This window comes from Stakelama pacifica (genome assembly GCF_004361835.1).
Lineage (GTDB): Bacteria > Pseudomonadota > Alphaproteobacteria > Sphingomonadales > Sphingomonadaceae > Sphingomonas > Sphingomonas pacifica.
Map to the genome: position 1 here is coordinate 174743 of NZ_SNWD01000003.1, position 16610 is coordinate 191352.

The 16610-nt window shown below is 62.9% G+C and carries 16 protein-coding genes and 1 tRNA gene; 7 read left to right on the plus strand and 10 right to left on the minus strand.

What is annotated here, in order from left to right:
* Positions 1 to 9 precede the first annotated feature (9 nt).
* On the plus strand, positions 10 to 1281 hold the full coding sequence (locus tag EV664_RS06625; RefSeq protein WP_133494901.1) for an aminotransferase class V-fold PLP-dependent enzyme: 1272 nt from the start codon (positions 10 to 12) through the stop codon (positions 1279 to 1281).
* Between the two features lie 3 nt (positions 1282 to 1284).
* On the opposite strand, the gene EV664_RS06630 is transcribed toward EV664_RS06625, so the two are convergent.
* The 5 genes from EV664_RS06630 to EV664_RS06650 form a co-directional block, all read right to left on the minus strand.
* Positions 1285 to 1361, minus strand: a tRNA-Arg gene (locus EV664_RS06630).
* Between the two features lie 36 nt (positions 1362 to 1397).
* Positions 1398 to 1859 (minus strand): DUF1178 family protein, encoded by a 462-nt coding sequence (locus tag EV664_RS06635; protein WP_133494902.1) that lies wholly within the window; start codon positions 1857 to 1859, stop codon positions 1398 to 1400.
* Positions 1856 to 2680, minus strand: coding sequence for a carbon-nitrogen hydrolase family protein (locus tag EV664_RS06640; protein ID WP_133494903.1), 825 nt, complete (start codon positions 2678 to 2680; stop codon positions 1856 to 1858). The genes EV664_RS06635 and EV664_RS06640 overlap by 4 nt, the downstream gene beginning before the upstream one ends.
* Positions 2677 to 2934 carry a glutaredoxin 3 gene (gene grxC, locus EV664_RS06645; RefSeq protein ID WP_133494904.1) on the minus strand — a complete coding sequence of 86 codons (258 nt, stop codon included), beginning with the start codon at positions 2932 to 2934 and terminating at the stop codon, positions 2677 to 2679. Before grxC ends, EV664_RS06640 begins: the two co-directional genes overlap by 4 nt.
* Positions 2935 to 2965: 31 nt before the next feature.
* Positions 2966 to 3700, minus strand: a complete 735-nt coding sequence (locus EV664_RS06650) for a ComF family protein (protein ID WP_133494905.1) — start codon at positions 3698 to 3700, stop codon at positions 2966 to 2968.
* A 44-nt stretch (positions 3701 to 3744) separates the two neighbouring features.
* Here EV664_RS06650 and EV664_RS06655 point away from each other — a divergent pair, with 44 nt between their 5' ends.
* Complete coding sequence (locus tag EV664_RS06655) at positions 3745 to 4581, plus strand: class I SAM-dependent methyltransferase (RefSeq protein WP_133494906.1); 837 nt, start codon at positions 3745 to 3747, stop codon at positions 4579 to 4581.
* Between the two features lie 157 nt (positions 4582 to 4738).
* On the opposite strand, the gene EV664_RS06660 is transcribed toward EV664_RS06655, so the two are convergent.
* From EV664_RS06660 to EV664_RS06680, 5 genes are all read right to left on the minus strand, one after another.
* Positions 4739 to 5377, minus strand: a complete 639-nt coding sequence (locus EV664_RS06660) for a glutathione S-transferase family protein (RefSeq protein ID WP_133494907.1) — start codon at positions 5375 to 5377, stop codon at positions 4739 to 4741.
* Positions 5378 to 6075: 698 nt separating this feature from the next.
* Entirely contained in the window at positions 6076 to 6753 is a 678-nt protein-coding gene (locus tag EV664_RS06665; RefSeq protein ID WP_133494908.1) for a DUF1013 domain-containing protein, read from the minus strand.
* 104 nt (positions 6754 to 6857) lie between these two features.
* Positions 6858 to 7880: a glycosyltransferase family 4 protein gene (locus EV664_RS06670; RefSeq protein WP_133494909.1), complete on the minus strand. Its 1023-nt coding sequence runs from the start codon at positions 7878 to 7880 to the stop codon at positions 6858 to 6860.
* Positions 7881 to 7885: 5 nt separating this feature from the next.
* A complete protein-coding gene (locus EV664_RS06675) occupies positions 7886 to 8764 on the minus strand; it encodes a UDP-2,3-diacylglucosamine diphosphatase (protein WP_133494910.1) in 879 nt (292 codons plus the stop codon).
* 120 nt (positions 8765 to 8884) lie between these two features.
* Positions 8885 to 9886, minus strand: coding sequence for an NAD(P)H-quinone oxidoreductase (locus EV664_RS06680; RefSeq protein WP_229668147.1), 1002 nt, complete (start codon positions 9884 to 9886; stop codon positions 8885 to 8887).
* An 83-nt stretch (positions 9887 to 9969) separates the two neighbouring features.
* Between EV664_RS06680 and EV664_RS06685 the strand changes: the two genes are divergently transcribed.
* The 5 genes from EV664_RS06685 to EV664_RS06705 all read left to right on the plus strand — a co-directional run bounded on the left by EV664_RS06685 (position 9970) and on the right by EV664_RS06705 (position 16491).
* Positions 9970 to 10167, plus strand: coding sequence for a DUF1192 domain-containing protein (locus EV664_RS06685; RefSeq protein WP_133494911.1), 198 nt, complete (start codon positions 9970 to 9972; stop codon positions 10165 to 10167).
* Between the two features lie 181 nt (positions 10168 to 10348).
* Positions 10349 to 12667, plus strand: coding sequence for an ATP-dependent Clp protease ATP-binding subunit ClpA (clpA, locus tag EV664_RS06690; protein ID WP_133494912.1), 2319 nt, complete (start codon positions 10349 to 10351; stop codon positions 12665 to 12667).
* Positions 12668 to 13012: 345 nt separating this feature from the next.
* Positions 13013 to 14479 (plus strand): sensor domain-containing diguanylate cyclase, encoded by a 1467-nt coding sequence (locus EV664_RS06695; RefSeq protein WP_133494913.1) that lies wholly within the window; start codon positions 13013 to 13015, stop codon positions 14477 to 14479.
* A gap of 69 nt (positions 14480 to 14548) precedes the next feature.
* Complete coding sequence (locus EV664_RS06700; protein ID WP_133494914.1) at positions 14549 to 14752, plus strand: hypothetical protein; 204 nt, start codon at positions 14549 to 14551, stop codon at positions 14750 to 14752.
* A 38-nt stretch (positions 14753 to 14790) separates the two neighbouring features.
* Positions 14791 to 16491, plus strand: coding sequence for a long-chain-fatty-acid--CoA ligase (locus tag EV664_RS06705; RefSeq protein WP_133494915.1), 1701 nt, complete (start codon positions 14791 to 14793; stop codon positions 16489 to 16491).
* Positions 16492 to 16610 lie beyond the last annotated feature (119 nt).

Sequence of the window (16610 nt, forward strand, 5' to 3'; positions counted from 1 at the left end):
ACATGAAGCGTGACAATTGATCGACGCCGCTTCCTTGCGGGAGCGGCGGCGGCATCCGGTGCCGCCCTGCCGCTTTCGCCTGCGCTCGGCCAAATTGCCGGTGCCGATAAGGCGCCCGACAACCATGCATATTGGGCAAAAATCGCCGATCACTACGACGTCGTTCGCGATGTGGTTCAGCTGGAAAACGGCAATTGGGGGATGATGGCGAAGCCGGTTCTGGCCGAGTATCAGCGCCGGGTCGCGTATGTGAACCGGTTCAATAGTTACTATTCCCGGCGCGACATGGGGACCGATATTCGGGCGGTTTATGCGCGCCTTGGTCAGGCCCCGAACGTCGATCCTGCCGAGCTGGTGCTGACCCGCAATGCGACCGAAGCGCTGAAAGGCCTGATCGGCCAGTATAATCGTCTGCGTCCCGGCGACAGCCTGCTATACGCCGATCTCGATTATGACAGCATGCAGGCGTGCATGGAATCGCTGGGGCGCTTACGCGGGGTGAAGGTGCGCCGGATCGCGCTTCCCGAACCGGCAAGCCATCAGGGGCTGATCGACGCCTATGCGCGGGCGTTCGATAAAGATCCGAAAATCCGGCTGGTGCTGCTGACTCATCTCAGCCATCGCACCGGGTTGGTCATACCGGTGCGCGAGATCGTGGAGATGGCGCGGGCGCGCGGGATCGATGCGATCGTCGATGCGGCGCATAGCTGGGGCCAGCTCGACTTTACCCTGCCCGCCACCAATGCCGATTTTGTCGGGCTCAATCTGCACAAATGGATGGGTGCGCCGCTGGGCGTCGGCGTGATGTATGTCCGCAAGTCACGGATCGACGCGATCGATCGCGACATCGCCAATGATGCCGCCGCGACCGGAATTCATGCACGCGTTCATACCGGAACGGTCGATTATGCAGCACAGCTGAGCGTTCCCGCCGCACTCGATTTTCAGGAAGCGATCGGCGGACCGGCACGCGAAGCGCGGCTTCGCTGGTTACGCGACCGCTGGGTGGGGAAGGTCCGACCGATAGCGGAACTGGAGATTCTTACGCCCGAGGACAAACGACTTCACAGCGGAATGACGTCATTTCGCCTGCGCGGACGGACGAGCAGTGCCGACAATCAGGCGCTGGCGAAGCAGCTTCTCGAACGATACGGCATTTTCACCGTCCATCGCGACGGGCTGGCCAGCGGATCGTGCGTTCGCGTGACCCCGGCGCTGCATAACGATGCTACGCATATGGACCGGCTGGCCGACGCGCTGATCGACCTGACATCGGCGTAAAGTTGGTGTCCCGGAGAGGATTCGAACCTCCGACCTACGGATTAGGAATCCGGCGCTCTATCCTACTGAGCTACCGGGACACTCGCTGCGCTAGGTAAAGCCGGGACCCGATTCGGTCAATTGCGGGCCGAAGGCGGGACGACCGGAAATGGCAGCGGCGCGACCTCCACGCCTTCGTCGATCAGCGCGCGGGCCTGTTCGATCGTCGCCTGTCCATGGATGGGCGCGGCCGCTTCCTCGCCGCTATGCATGGCGCGGGCGCGGTCGGTAAAGGCGGTGCCGACCCATTGGGATTTCTCCAGCGCCTTTTTCTGCGCTTCGGCGAGCATCGCGAGCGCCTGTTTGACCGCTTCGGGCGGGGGCGCCTCCCCTTCCTGCTTAGGCGCGGCAGGCAGGTTTTCGCGGCGATTGCCCTTGGCAGCGATGTTGGGAGCCATGACTGCTTTTTCGACGCTGCTGTCGCCGCATAGCGGGCACGCGATCAGCCCCGATTGCTGTTGTTCGGCATAAGCCTCGCTCGACGCGAACCAGCTTTCGAAAACATGGCCAGTGCCGCATTTCAGATCGAAGACGATCATCCGATGCGCTCTACCGGCGGGATCGCACGGCGGTTGGCGAGCGAGGGCAGACGCGAACGCACCTCGGCGATCCGTGCGGAATCGATGTCGGCAAAGCCGACACCCGCTTCCTCCCCCATATCGAGCAGCACGTCGCCCCAGGGATCGACGACCATCGAATGCCCCCAGGTCGCCCGGCCGTCCTCATGCTCGCCGGTTTGCGCAGCGGCGATGACGAACGCGCTCGATTCGATCGCACGGGCGCGCAGCATCACCTCCCAATGCGCTGTTCCCGTCGGGCGAGTGAAGGCGGCAGGGATAGCGAGGATCGTAGCCCCCGCGTCGCTCATCGCGCGATACAGATCGGGGAAGCGCAAATCGTAGCAGATGGAAAGGCCAAGCGGGCCGATCGGCGTATCGACCACCACGGCTTGCTCGCCCGGTGCATATACGGACGATTCGCGCCAGCTTTCGCCGGTGTCGAGATCGACATCGAACAGATGCAGCTTGTCATAGCGCGCGCGCACCGCGCCGCGATCGTCGATCACAAAGGTACGGTTGGCGCGCCGGCCATCGTCGCGTGCCAGCGCGAGCGAGCCGAGCGCCACCCAGATGCCATGTCGCGCCGCCGCCTCGCTCACGGCAGCGAGCACCCTGTCGTCGCGCTCGGGCACGATATGCGCTGCCGAGCGCGGGCGGTTGCGGTCGAGCAACCCCGACATTTCGGGGGTGAACAGCATGACCGCGCCACCATCGGCAGCGCGCTTCACTGCATCGACGAGGAAATCCGCATTGGCCGCCGGGTCGATACCCGACGTCATCTGCGCGACGGCGACCTTCATTGCGCCAGCAGCGGGTCGAGCCCCTGTTCGCGGTCAAGCGCAGCCAGCTCGTCCGAACCGCCGATATGCCGGTCGCCGATAAAGATCTGCGGCACCGTCATGCCACCGGATGCGCGGTCGATCATCTCGGCGCGCTTCGCCTGATCCATGGTGATGTCATATTCGACATAGTCCGCGCCCTTCTGATCGAGCAGCGCCTTGGCGCGCGAGCAATAGGGACAGAATGCCTTGGTATAGATTTCGACTTTTGCCATGGGGTACAGGTGTGGCTCACCTGCGAGATTGTCAATCGCCCTCCCGGTCGGGAAGTACACGGGCAAAGGCGGCGACCGCGACTCGCGCGGCCCCTGCCCGCTTCAGCACGCGGATACAGGCGTCGGTCGTCGCCCCGCTGGTATAGACATCATCGACCAGCAGAATTGCGCGTCCCTTCACACGCTGCGACGCGCGGGGATTGAGCATAAAGGCCCCGGCCAGCACCTTCGCGCGCTTGCTCGCCCCCATTCCGCGCAGGGTCGGGGTTCGCCGTACACGGATCAGCGCATCGCGCGCGACATCGACGCCGCTGCGCTGCGAAAGCCCCTCCGCAATCAGCACCGCCTGATTGAACCCACGCGACCAGATGCGCGACCGGTGGAGCGGCACGGGGACAATCAGGTCCAAGCCCGACGGCACCACTCGCGCCATCATTCGCGCGGCGGTTTCGGCATGGGCCATGCGCCGCCCATATTTGAGCTTCAGCATCAATTCGCGCGCCACCGCACCATAAGCGACGGCAGCATGGAGCCCGTCATGCAGCGGGGGCTCCGCAATGCAGGCGGCGCACTCTGCCGCCGGGCCGCGATCATGGTCGAACGGCAGGCTGCACCGCGCACAGGCGGGCTGTCCCAGAAATTCGGTCTGCGACCAGCAGGTGGGACATAGCCGATGATCGGCCTCGACAATTTCGCCGCAGGAAGGGCAGCGCGGCGGCAGGGCAAAGCGAATCGCATCGCGCAGGATCGTACGGGCGAATTGCACTCCCCCTTGTCGCCGCACGCGCGAGGCGGCACAAGCGCCGCATTGTGAGCGCTCCTGAAATCTTTTCGCCCCTCGCCCGCCGCCTGCGCCGCGATCGCGCCGCGCCGGGGTTTTCCGACTATCGCTTCGTGTATGACTTCATGCGCGAAGGGATTGAGGAGCGGCTGGACGCGGTAAAGCGCGACTTTACCGATATTCTCGATCTCGGCTGCTGGGACGGCAGTTTCGCGCCGCCGCCCGGCGCGAACATCACCCGGGTCGATCCGGGGTCGCGCTTTGCCGAGGCAGCAGGCGGTATTCAGGCGGAGGAGGACCGGCTTCCCTTTGCCGAGGCGAGTTTCGATCTGGTCGTCGCGATCGGCACACTCGACACGGTCAATGATCTTCCCGGCGCGCTGACGCTTATCCGCCGGGCGCTGCGGCCCGACGGGCTGTTTCTCGGCGCATTTTTCGGGGCGGGGAGCCTCGCCACGCTGCGCCGCGCGCTGATGACGGCGGAAAGCGAGCGCCCCGCCGCGCGAATCCATCCGCAGATCGATGTCCGTTCGGCGGGCGATCTGCTCGCACGCGCAGGCTTTGCGCTGCCCGTCGCCGATACCGAGAGCCTGAACGTCCGCTATGGCGATATCTTCGGCCTGATCCGCGATCTTCGCGGCATGGCGGCGACCAATGTGATGAAGGAGCGCAGCCCCCTGTCGCGCACGACGCTGGGCCGGGCGGCGCAGGCCTTTGCCGATCTCGCCGATCCCGACGGGCGGACGCGCGAGCGGTTCGAGGTCATCACCGTCACCGGCTGGGCACCCGATCCATCGCAGCCCAAACCCGCCCGACGCGGCAGCGCGAGCGCTTCGCTCGCCGAGGCGCTGAAGGCGCGCGATTAGGCCGGAGCTCACCCCGGACCCAATCCGCGCCCCGTCGCGCCGCCGCCCTATCGATAGTGCATTGCTTTCGTTGGCAGTCAGATCGAGCGGACGCGGCCAGCGCCGACAAACAACGCGCCGGCCTGTCTCTCGCCCCGACAGCCGCTATCTGCGCGCATCAGGCAGGCGCGGCCGCCGCCTCCTGCTCCGCGATCAGCGCATCGTCGATCTCGCTCGCGCGCTTATAGGCAGGCCGGGCGAAGATACGGTCGAGATAGGCCCGGAATGCCGGCCGGTCGGGCAGCATGCCGAACTGTATGCCCCATCCGAGTTGCGATCCTAAATACACATCGACCGCCGAAAACCGCTCACCCGTGAGAAACGCCTTCGCCGACACCGCATGCTCGATCACATCGAGCACCAGCTCATGGCTACCATAGCCTGCCATGCGCGACTGTTCGGCATTCACGGTAAAGCCGAGCGCCTTGTTCGTAACCACCTGTTCGACCGGCCCGGCGGCGAAAAAGAACCAGCGATAATAATCGGCGCGCTCGGCAGGATCGGGGGAAAGACCGGCATCGGGAAAGGCATCGGCGAGATAGGCGCAGATCGCGCCGCATTCGGTAATGACGCGGTCCTTATGGCGAATCGCGGGCACCTTGCCCATCGGATTGACCGCGAGATACTCCGCCGCCTTCATCGTCGTGGCAAAATCCAGCAGCCGCGTTTCGTAAGGCTGCCCCACTTCCTCAAGCATCCAGCGCGCGATCCGTCCGCGCGACATTGGATGGGTGTAGAAAATCAGATCATCGGCCATCAAGCTTCTCCTGAGTCGCAATGGAACATATTGAGAACGATATTTCCTGTGCGTCAAGCATTTTCCAACGTTCGGGCAACCGGTCCGCACCGCCAAAGCGGCGCTATCCGTCGCAGTGCCGATCCGGCAGCCGCCGGCGCTGCCCGCCAGCTCCGCCCGGCTGATTCCGACCTGCGTTGATCCGGACCTATTGTAGCACCGTCACCCGCGAGCACCGAAGGGGGCGGCAATCCAGTGGCGGCACACACCTCGCCGGATCGTTTCGTCGCCGCATTTCCTGCAAGGGCGAATTTGGGCTGGGGCGGTGGCAAACGGGTGCGGCCCCGGCCTTCGCAGGAGCGACGCATAGGATTATACCAAGCTGCGTTGATGTGGACCCCATCCGCGTATTGCGATCCTCGCCACCCGTCGTCATCCCAGCGAAAGCGGGGGTCTCCGAGGGCTTGGGAAGAACGGAGCAGTGCAGCTGCAGCAGATGCCAGCTTCCGCGGGCATGACGGAGCGGGATGGGTCGCCACCCATGCAGCTTGCTATCAGCGGCTTGTATGCACCGCGATTGCTGCAATCGTCGCCCCGGCGCAGGCCGGGGCCGATGGCGTGGGGCGCTATGGTGGCGTGCAGCGGTGGCGGTTGCCGGAAATGCTCTGGCGCACCGATCCCCTCAGCCATATGGGAGGCATAGCCGCCTCCCATCGCGATCAGCGCTTGAACGGGTCCTCGAACGCGGGCTTTTCGCCCTCGGTTTCGGCGCGCGCAGCCGCTTCGGCATCGAGCGCCGCCTGTTGCCGCTCGGCGCGCAGTTCCTCGATCAGCGCTTCGCGGTCACCTTCGAGCCGCGTGTCGGTCGGCTGTTCGATGCCCGCCGCCTTCGCTGCCTTGGCCACGATGGCGTCGAGTTCGCGCTGCGAACACAGGCCCAGCGTCACCGGGTCCTTGGGCGTGATATTGGCGATGTTCCAATGGCTGCGATCGCGGATCGCGGCGATGGTGGTGCGGGTGGTGCCGATCAGCTTGCCGATCTGACCATCCGAAATTTCGGGATGGTTGCGGATGATCCATGCGATGCCGTCGGGCTTGTCCTGCCGCTTCGAAACCGGCGTATAGCGCGGCCCCTTGGTACGGCGGACCTGTTCAGGGCCCTTTTGCATCTTCAGGCGATAATCGGGGTCCTTCTGACCCTTTTCGATTTCCTCCATCGTCACTTCATGCGCGCGCACGGGATCGCGCCCGGTAAGCTTGGTGGCTGCGGTATCGTCCGCGATCGCCTGCACCTCCAGAATGTGCAGGCCGCAGAAATCGGCGATCTGCTGAAAGGAAAGCGCGGTATTGTCGACCAGCCAGGAAGCGGTCGCATGCGGCATCAGCGGCTGTGACACGAGGAAAATTCTCCACAAACAATAAGGGCCGCCCCTCACGGAGCGGCCGACTTCTATTGCCCGATCTAATCGCCATTGCCGCCAAGGGCAAGGGGGCGCGGGCGTTATGCCGCGCGAAGGTCGCCCTCGATCGGCGCGAGCGCGCCCAGAAACTGCTCCGCACTTGCTTCCCAGGTGAAGCTGCGACCATAAGCCGCGCAATCCGCCCGATCCTTCAGCAGCGCCTCGGCAATCGCCTCTTCCAGCCGCTCGGCCATCGCCCCGACCTTCGGGATCAGCACGTCGACCGGGCCACTGACCGGGAAAGCGGCAACCGGCGTGCCGCAGGCAAGCGCCTCGATCATGACCAGCCCGAACGTATCGGTACGGCTGGGAAAAACGAAGACGTCGGCAGCCGAATAGATCGCGGCAAGGTCAGCCCCGAAGCGCGAGCCGAGAAAAATGGCCTCCGGATAGCGCGGCTCCAGCGCGCCGCGCGCCGGACCGTCGCCGACTACGACCTTCGTTCCGGGGTGATCGCTTTCCAGAAAGGCTTCAAGATTCTTCTCCACCGCCACCCGGCCGACATAGAGCTGCAAGGGGCGCGGCAGATGCGCGAGCGAGGCTTCAGGCGTCACATTGTCGTGGAAATGGCGCAGATCGACGCCCCTTCCCCAATGGCTGACCTGAGAAAGCCCGTGATCGACCAGCGTTTTGCGGATCGACGGGGTGGAAGCGAGAATCGCCTGGGCAGGCGTGTGAAACCAGCGGATATAGCGCCAGATCCACTCCGCCGGCACGCCCGATCGCGCCGAGACATAGTCCGGAAACTGCGTGTGATAGGCCGTGGTGAACGGAAAGCCCCGTTTCAGACACCAGCGGCGCGCGGCGAGGCATATCGGCCCCTCGGTCGCGAGATGAATGGCGTGCGGAGCGAAATCGGCGAGTAATTCGCCAACGCTATGCATTCCCACCACTGCCAGCCGGATTTCGGGATAGGTCGGACAGGGCAGCGAATAGAAACGGTCGGGCGAGACGATCATGATCTCATGCCCCTGCCCTTCCAGAATCGCGCGCACCGATTGCAGGGTGCGGACGACACCATTGACCTGCGGTTCCCACGCATCGGTTACCAGTGCGATCTTCATCGGATTCAGGCAGCGGCAGCCTGAGCCACGTCAGGCTCCGCTTCCGGTTCGCGCTTCGCTATTTCATCGGCCCAGTGGAGAATTTCCATGCGCCCGTCGAAATGTTCGACCAGCGCGGTGCAACCCTCGACCCAGTCGCCGTCATTATAATATTCGATATTGTCGATCAGCCGGGCATCGGCGGTGTGGATATGCCCGGCAACGACTCCGTCGACGCCGCGCGATCCCGCCTCCCGCGCGACAATCTCTTCAAAATTGGAGATGAATTCGACGGCGTTCTTGACCTTTTTCTTCGCGTGTTTCGACAGCGACCAATAAGGCAGGTTCATCGCCCGGCGATAGAGGTTCACCCAGCGGTTGAGCGCCATCATCGCGGTATACGCAGCATCGCCAAGATGCGCGAGCCAGCGGTGCGACAAGGTGATCGCGTCAAATTCGTCGCCATGCAGCACCAGCAGTCGCCGACCGTCGACGGTTTCATGCACCGCCTGCCGCCGGATTTCGACGCCGCCGAAATTCAGCCCGGTGAACTGGCGAAACATCTCGTCATGATTGCCCGGAATATACACGATGCGCGTGCCGCGCTTCGCCCGCTTCAGGATTCGCCAGACAATGTCGTTATGCGCCGAGGGCCAGTAGAATTTCTTCTTCAGCCGCCAGCCGTCGATAATATCGCCGACCAGATACATGGTGTCGCTGTCGACATGGTCGAGAAAGTCGATCAGCATCTCGGCATTGCAGCCGCGCGTGCCCAGATGGATGTCCGAAATCCAGACGGTGCGATATTGCCGCCGCTCTTCGACCATTTTCTCCGGAATCGCGGGCTGACCCGCGGTGAATTCGGCAAGGTCGCCGTCGACCGGTAATCTCGTAATCGTTGCCATCACTCTCGCAACCACCCCTGATGCCCATCGTCAGGGGGACTATGCGCGAAGAATGTTACAGTTCGGGCGGCGCGATTTTCATGGGCCTGTAACAGTAAAGCGTCGCGCGATGACGAATCATTACTGGCCGGTGACCAGCACGATCTTTCCGACATGTTCGCCCGCATCCATACGCGCATGCGCATCCGCCGCGCGTTCCAGCGGAAAGGTCTTGTCGATCAGCGGTTTGAGGCGCCCGGCCTCGACATGCGGCCATACGATGCGGTGCAGTTCATCGGCGACCAGCGTCTTGAACTCCGTATCGCGCGCGCGCAGCGTCGATCCGGTGAGGATCAGGCGCCGCTGCATGATGGTGAAAACCGGAATTTCCGCTTTCGCCCCGCGCTGCACCGCGATCGAGACATGGCGCCCGTCTTCCGCCAGACATTTGAGGTTGCGCGCGACATAGTCGCCCCCGACCATGTCGAGCACCGCCGCCACCCCCTTGCCGCCGGTGATTTCCTTCACCGCCTCGACAAAATCCCGGCTTTTGTAATTGATCGCATGGTGCGCGCCATGCGCCCGCGCGGCCGCGCATTTTTCATCCGAGCCACAGGTAACGATGATCCGCACCCCGAACAGCCCGGCAAGGGTGATCGCCATGGTACCGATCCCGCTGGTCCCGCCGTGCACCAGCACGGTATCGCCGTCCGAGGCATAGGCCCGTTCGAACAAATTGGTCCACACGGTGAACAGCGTTTCGGGCATTGCGGCAGCTTCCTCCAGCGACAGCGCGGGCGGCACGGGCAGGCACTGGCCGACCGGGGCGACCGCATATTCGGCATAGCCGCCCCCGGCGATCAGCGCGCAGACCTGCTGCCCCATCATCTCGACCCCGGTGTCCGCACCCGTCGCGACGACGGTTCCGGATATTTCGAGGCCCGGGATCGACGGAGCGCCGGGCGGCGGCGGATATTTGCCCTCGCGCTGCATGACGTCCGGTCGGTTGACCCCGGCGGCGGCGACGCGGATCAGCACTTCGTCCCGGCCCGGCACAGGAACCGGGCGCTGCACCGGGACCATCACTTCGGGCCCTCCCGCGTCGACCGGATCGATTGCCGTCATCATATCGGGAAGCGCCATGATCGTCTGTATACCCTTAAAGCTCTGTTCGTTCGCGGCGCCTTATTGACATCCGTTCGCCCAGGGTCAACGCTGTCGATCTGATGGAAGCAGACGATTCCTTCCCGCCCCGCCGGGGTGACCTTGTCGCCGATCTGAGGCGGCAGGATCTCGCACCCCTTTCGGTGGCCGAACTCGAAGCGCGCATCGCTGCGCTGGAGGGTGAAATCGAGCGTACCCGTTCCCATATGGAACAGTCGGAGCGGCATCGGGCAAGCGCCGAAGCATTGTTCAAACGATGATCAGGGCCGCGCCTTTCTCCTGGGGGGCAGCTCGATTTCGGGGACGACCGGCCCCGGCGCACAATCGGTTTTCGCTGCATCGCAGCAGCATAGAATACATGGACTTGAGTCCGAACTGCCTGCTTCCGACATATGATGAAAGGGTTCGCACACTTCCTGCGTCCCGCTGGAGTACGATGTAATGCCAAGTTTTGCTTCCGCCCTGGAATCCACGCTGCACAAGGCGCTCGAAGCCGCCTCGTCGCGTCGTCAAGAATATGCGACGCTGGAGCATCTGCTGCTCGCGCTCGTCGATGACGAGCATGCGTCGAAGGTGATGACTGCTTGCGGGGTTGATCTGGGCGAGCTGAAAACGACTGTCGCGCACTATCTCGACACCGAACTCGACGCGCTGAAGGTCGAGAATGTCACGGATCCCTCGCCCACCAGCGGATTTCAGCGCGTGGTTCAGCGCGCGATTCTGCACGTCCAGTCGTCGGGCCGCGATGAAGTAACCGGCGCGAATGTGCTGGTTGCGCTGTTCTCCGAACGCGAAAGCTATGCCGTTTATTTCCTGCAGCTGCAGGATATGAGCCGTCTCGACGCGGTCAGCTTCATCGCACACGGCGTGGGCAAAGGCTCGTCGCCGACCGAAGCCTCTACCCCCAAGGGAGCGGAGGAAGAAAAAGCGGCGAAGAGCGACAAGGGCAAGGGCGAAAGCGCGCTCAAGCAATTCTGTGTCGACCTCAATGAAAAGGCGGAGAACGGCAAGGTCGATCCGCTGATCGGGCGCGGCCCCGAAGTCGATCGCACCGTGCAGATTCTGTGCCGCCGGTCGAAGAATAATCCGCTGTACGTCGGCGATCCCGGCGTCGGCAAAACCGCGATTGCCGAAGGGCTTGCCCGCAAGATCGTCGAGGGCGACGTCCCCGATGTGCTGAAGGAAGCAGTCATCTATTCGCTCGACATGGGCGCACTGCTCGCCGGCACCCGCTACCGCGGCGATTTCGAAGAGCGGCTGAAACAGGTCGTCAACGAACTCGAAAAGCTGCCGCATGCGGTGCTGTTCATCGACGAAATCCACACCGTCATCGGTGCCGGCGCAACCAGCGGCGGCGCGATGGATGCATCGAATCTGCTGAAGCCCGCGCTGTCGGGCGGCACGATCCGCTGCATCGGTTCGACGACCTACAAGGAATTCCGCAATCATTTCGAAAAGGACCGCGCGCTGCTGCGCCGGTTCCAGAAGATCGACGTCAACGAACCGAGCGTCGAGGATACGATCAAGATCCTCACCGGCCTTCGCGGTGCCTTTCAGGATCACCATGACGTCAAATACACGCCCGATGCGATCAAATCGGCGGTGGAGTTGTCGGCACGCTACATCAATGACCGCAAACTGCCTGACAAGGCGATCGACGTGATCGACGAAGTCGGCGCGATGCAGATGCTGGTCCCGCCCAGCCGCCGCAAGAAAACGATCACGCCCAAGGAGATCGAGGCGGTCATCGCCACCATGGCGCGCATCCCGCCCAAGAGCGTGTCGAACGACGATACCAAGGTACTCGCAAGCCTCGAGACTGATCTGAAACGCGTCGTGTTCGGGCAGGATCAGGCGATCGAAGTGCTGTCGAGCGCGATCAAGCTCAGCCGGGCGGGCCTTCGCGACCCCGACAAGCCGATCGGCAATTATCTGTTCTCCGGCCCCACCGGCGTCGGCAAGACGGAGGTTGCGCGTCAGCTTTCCGAGATCCTCGGCATCCCGCTTCAGCGCTTCGACATGAGCGAATATATGGAGCGGCATTCGGTCAGCCGTCTGATCGGTGCGCCTCCGGGCTATGTCGGCTATGATCAGGGCGGCCTTTTGACCGATGCGGTCGATCAGAATCCGCACAGCGTGCTGCTGCTCGACGAGATCGAAAAGGCGCATCCCGATCTGTTCAACATCCTGTTGCAGGTAATGGACAACGGGAAGCTCACCGATCACCACGGCAAGACGGTCGATTTCCGCAACATCATCCTGATCATGACGACCAATGCCGGCGCATCCGACATGGCGAAGGAATCGATCGGCTTCGGCAATATCAGCCGCGACGATGTGCAGGAGGAAGCGGTGAAGAAGCTCTTCACGCCTGAATTCCGCAACCGTCTCGATGCAATCGTACCGTTCGCCTATCTGCCGACCGAAGTCGTCAGCCGGGTGGTCGAGAAGTTCATCCTGCAACTCGAACTGCAGCTCGCCGACCGCGACGTGCACATCCATCTGGATGACGGCGCCAAGGCATGGCTGACCGAGCGCGGCTATGACAAATTATACGGCGCGCGCCCGATGGGCCGGTTGATTCAGGAGAAGATCAAGCAGCCGCTGGCCGAGGAATTGCTGTTCGGCAAGCTGGTCCATGGCGGCGAGGTTGCGGTCAAGCTGAAGGACGATGCGCTCTCGTTCGAGATCACGCCCGCCGCGCCCAAAAAGCCTGGCAAAAAGGGCGGCGGCAAAAAAGCGCCTGCCAAGGCGAAATAGCCGCTTACTCATCCTGAGGGATCAGGAAAGGGCCGGGCCGAAAGGTTCCGGCCCTTTTTGTGCGGAACGCGAAATTTACCCCTTGTTGCCGAATAACAACTATAACCGCCCGCCATGGAGGGGCGGGTGCGATTCGTTCGGTTTTTTGTGATTCTGGCAGTATTCGCTGTCGGACTTTTTTCCCCCGATCCTTCCCATGGCTCCGGCGCAGTCATCGGCCTTCCGCTGGATATCTGCATCCTACGCGCCCGACCCGACATGACTCCCCGCAATTTGTTTGCTGAGCCGCAGCGGTTCGACTGCACCACGCCCCAGCGTGATTTTGGCGATGGCGACTTTTGGGTGATGTCCCAGTTTCTCGGCAATCTGGCCAGCGCACGAGGCAGAAACGCCGTCAGGATCGATAATCTCTGGGAAGAACGCATCACCCTCTATGCGCTCTACCCTGACGGCACCATTCGCGGCTGGCCCTATGATCAGCGCGCCAAATCCCGGCACACCGAGCTGGGCGCCATGGTGCAATGGTCACTGCCGAGTGGGTACGGCACGCCGCAACGATTGCTCTGGCGGATCGAGGGTTCGGCCAATATCCGCGGAATTATAGGGGATGCCCGCCTCGCAACCCGCCCCGAAGGCGCACGGGCCAATCTGGTCATGGGGTCGGTCTATTCGGCGTTCGGCGGGCTGTGCGCTGCCCTGCTGGTGTATAATCTGGCGATGTGGGCGGCATTGCGCCATCGGTTCCAGCTTGCCTATTGCGCGATGGTGATTGCGCTGGGCGGTTATGCCTTCACGTCTTCAGGCGCGATCGCCTGGTGCTGGCCCGATATGCCGGTGAACGACCGGGCGCGGCTGAATTACATTCTGCTGGCCTGCACGGTGTCGAGCGCATTGGTCTTCGCACGCGGATTTTTCGGCGACCGCGTCGGTGGTGTCTGGATGACGCGACTGTCGAACATCTTTATCGCGGCGCTCGGTATCTCGACCGCTGCGTTCGTGGTCCTTACGCCATGGCATATTACCCTTCTCGATAACATCGTTTCGCTCTGCTTCGCAGCGATCCTGCCGCTCATCGTCGCGATCATCTGGACCGCATGGCGACAGAAAAGTCCGTATCTATGGCTGTTCTCGCTCGCCTGGCTGGCGCCGGTCCTTTCGGCAACGTTGCGGATCGGGGCAAGTCTCAACCTGTGGCCCGGCTCGTTCTGGATCGACAATTCGACCATCGGTGCGATGGCATGCGAAGCGGTCATATCGACGCTCGCCGTGGTCTATCGTATCCGGGCGATCAGCAGGGAACGCGACGAAGCGCGCGCGCATGAACTCGCGGCGCGGATGCTGGCCGATACCGACCCGCTGACGGGCCTGCTCAATCGTCGCGCCTTTCTTGCCCGCGCCACCAGACGCGGCGGCATGCAGACACTGTTCCTCGCCGATCTCGATCATTTCAAACAGGTCAACGAAACGCTGGGCCATGACGGCGGCGATGACGTGCTGCGCGTATTCGCGCGCACGTTGCGCGCGTCCGCCCCCGATTCGGCACTTGTCGCTCGCATCGGGGGCGAGGAATTCGCGATTATCCAGCCGAAATCCGCTGCGATCGATCCCGAAGAGCTGCTTACCCGATTGCGCACCGCGCGAATGCCGTTCGATATCAGCGTGACAGCAAGCATCGGTGTCTGTTCAGGACCGCTCACCAATGAAGTGGACTGGAAGCGCCTGTATCACTGCGCCGACCGCGCGCTCTACGCGGCCAAGGCGGCGGGGCGCGACCGGGCACGTCGCGCCGAGGAGGTTTCGGTCGCAGCGTGAAGCGCATTGCCCGCGCTTCGAAACATGGGTATCGTTTCGGATAAGAAAAAGAGATCGGAGGCGGAGGCGATGAAAGGACGGCGCGTGGCGATGCTGGTGATTCTCCCCGGCCTGTTCGCGGTGGCGGCGATGCGCCATCCTTCGGCGGATATCAGCATCCTCACCCATGACCGGTCCGACCCGTCGCCGCACCGCGTTCAGGCGGGTCTTGACCTTGGAATCGCTGCCTTTTCTCTGCTGGTCACGTGGACCGCAAATCAGCGCCACGCATGACCTTGCTTCGCCCCTGTTCGCTGCTTACACATGTGTAAATGACAGATCCGGTCCATATCTGGCGCAACGCCTATCAGCATCCCGGTCCCTGGGACCGGACGTTCGAACCGATGTCGATGGTGTCGCTGTTCGAAAAATCGGCAGCTTCGCACCCCGATGCTCCGCTGCTCGATTTTCTCGGCCGCAAATATAGCTATGCCGAGACGCTGGACGGTGCGAACCGGGTGGCGTGCGGGCTGAAGGCAATGGGCTATGGCCCTGGCGACCGGATCGGCCTGTTTCTGCCCAATGTGCCGCATTATGTCGCGGCCTATTACGGTATTTTGAAGCTCGGCGCGACGGTGGTAAATTTCTCGCCGCTCTACACCGTCGACGAACTGGCGCATCAGGTCGAGGACAGCGAGACCCGATTGCTCTTCACCATTTCAGCGACAGCACTGCTGCCCACCGCGCTGAAGGTACTTGAAAAGAGCGGGCTCGAACGGCTGGTGGTCGGATCGGTCGCGGGCGCACTGCCGCCGGCGAAATCGCTTTTCTATCGTCTGTTCCGGGGAAGCGAAGTCGCCAGGAAACCGGACGATTCGCGCATTACTGCCTTTTCGGAACTAATCGCGAATAACGGCGAATGCGTCGCCCCCACGATCGAGCCCGAACATGATGTCGCGCTGATCCAATATACCGGCGGCACCACCGGCACGCCGAAGGGCGCGATGCTGACGCATCAGAATCTGTCGGCCAATGCGCGTCAGGTTGCGCTGCTCGACCCGCAGCTGGGTCAGGTAACCGACCGCATCGTCGGGGTGCTGCCCTTCTTCCACGTCTTCGCCAATACCTGCGTGCTCAACCGCACCGTGGTGACAGGGGGCGAGATCGTCATGCTGCCGCGCTTCGATGCCGGGCAGACACTCGCGGCGATCGAGCGGACCGGCGCGACTGCGCTTCCGGGCGTGCCGACCATGTATCAGGCGCTGCTCGACCATCCGAAAACGGCGAGCACCGATTTCTCGTCGCTGCGTGTCTGCATTTCGGGCGGCGCGCCGCTCGCCGCCGAACTGAAGCAGCGGTTCGAAAAGATCACCGGCGCGACGCTGATCGAAGGCTATGGCCTCTCCGAAAGCTCGGGTGTGGTGTCGAGCAACCCCTATGAGGCGCTGAACAAATCCGGGACCATCGGCCAGCCGATTCAGGGAACACGGGTGCGCCTGATCGACAAGGAAGACCCGACAAAACATGTCGCCGAGGGTGAGCCGGGGGAGATCGTCGTTTCGGGGCCGCAGATCATGCTCGGATACTGGAACCGTCCCGATGCCGATGCCGAAGTGTTTGTCGACGGCCTGTTCGGCGGTCAGCAAAAGCGCCACTGGCTGCGCACCGGCGATGTCGGCATCATCGACGAGGACGGGTTCATCAAGATTGTCGACCGGCTGAAGGACATGATCGCGGTCGGCGGGTTCAAGGTCTTTCCCAGCCAGATCGAGGCGGTGCTGTACCATCACCCGGCGGTGAAGGAAGCGCTGGTGATCGGCGTGTCCGATGATTATCGCGGCGAAAGCCCGCGCGCTTATGTCACGCTGAACAGCGGGGAGACTGCGAGCGGGGAGGAAATCGCCGCATGGCTGAACCCGCAACTGGGCAAGCATGAACGTGTCGACAAGGTCGTGGTGCGCGATGAAATGCCCAAAACGATGATCGGCAAGCTCGACCGCAAGGCATTGCGCGCGGAAGTCGGGGTAAGCTGAATGCGGCTCCGGGCAGGAGCGCCGGCATGGCGCCCCTGCCCGTTCCGATTGTCATGCCGATTTGCAGTTAGCCTGACTCCCGGCCAAAATCGTCATCGCGAGAAGCGCAGCAACGAAGC

Coding starts and splice junctions, on each gene's coding strand:
- EV664_RS06660 (WP_133494907.1), bottom strand. CDS start 5,377: ATGGCCGATGATCTGATTTTCTACACCCATCCAATGTCGCGCGGACGG.
- EV664_RS06695 (WP_133494913.1), top strand. CDS start 13,013: ATGTCCCAGTTTCTCGGCAATCTGGCCAGCGCACGAGGCAGAAACGCC.
- EV664_RS06680 (WP_229668147.1), bottom strand. CDS start 9,886: ATGGCGCTTCCCGATATGATGACGGCAATCGATCCGGTCGACGCGGGA.
- EV664_RS06635 (WP_133494902.1), bottom strand. CDS start 1,859: ATGATCGTCTTCGATCTGAAATGCGGCACTGGCCATGTTTTCGAAAGC.
- EV664_RS06700 (WP_133494914.1), top strand. CDS start 14,549: ATGAAAGGACGGCGCGTGGCGATGCTGGTGATTCTCCCCGGCCTGTTC.
- clpA (WP_133494912.1), top strand. CDS start 10,349: ATGCCAAGTTTTGCTTCCGCCCTGGAATCCACGCTGCACAAGGCGCTC.
- EV664_RS06640 (WP_133494903.1), bottom strand. CDS start 2,680: ATGAAGGTCGCCGTCGCGCAGATGACGTCGGGTATCGACCCGGCGGCC.
- EV664_RS06685 (WP_133494911.1), top strand. CDS start 9,970: ATGGAAGCAGACGATTCCTTCCCGCCCCGCCGGGGTGACCTTGTCGCC.
- EV664_RS06670 (WP_133494909.1), bottom strand. CDS start 7,880: ATGAAGATCGCACTGGTAACCGATGCGTGGGAACCGCAGGTCAATGGT.
- grxC (WP_133494904.1), bottom strand. CDS start 2,934: ATGGCAAAAGTCGAAATCTATACCAAGGCATTCTGTCCCTATTGCTCG.
- EV664_RS06705 (WP_133494915.1), top strand. CDS start 14,791: ATGACAGATCCGGTCCATATCTGGCGCAACGCCTATCAGCATCCCGGT.
- EV664_RS06675 (WP_133494910.1), bottom strand. CDS start 8,764: ATGGCAACGATTACGAGATTACCGGTCGACGGCGACCTTGCCGAATTC.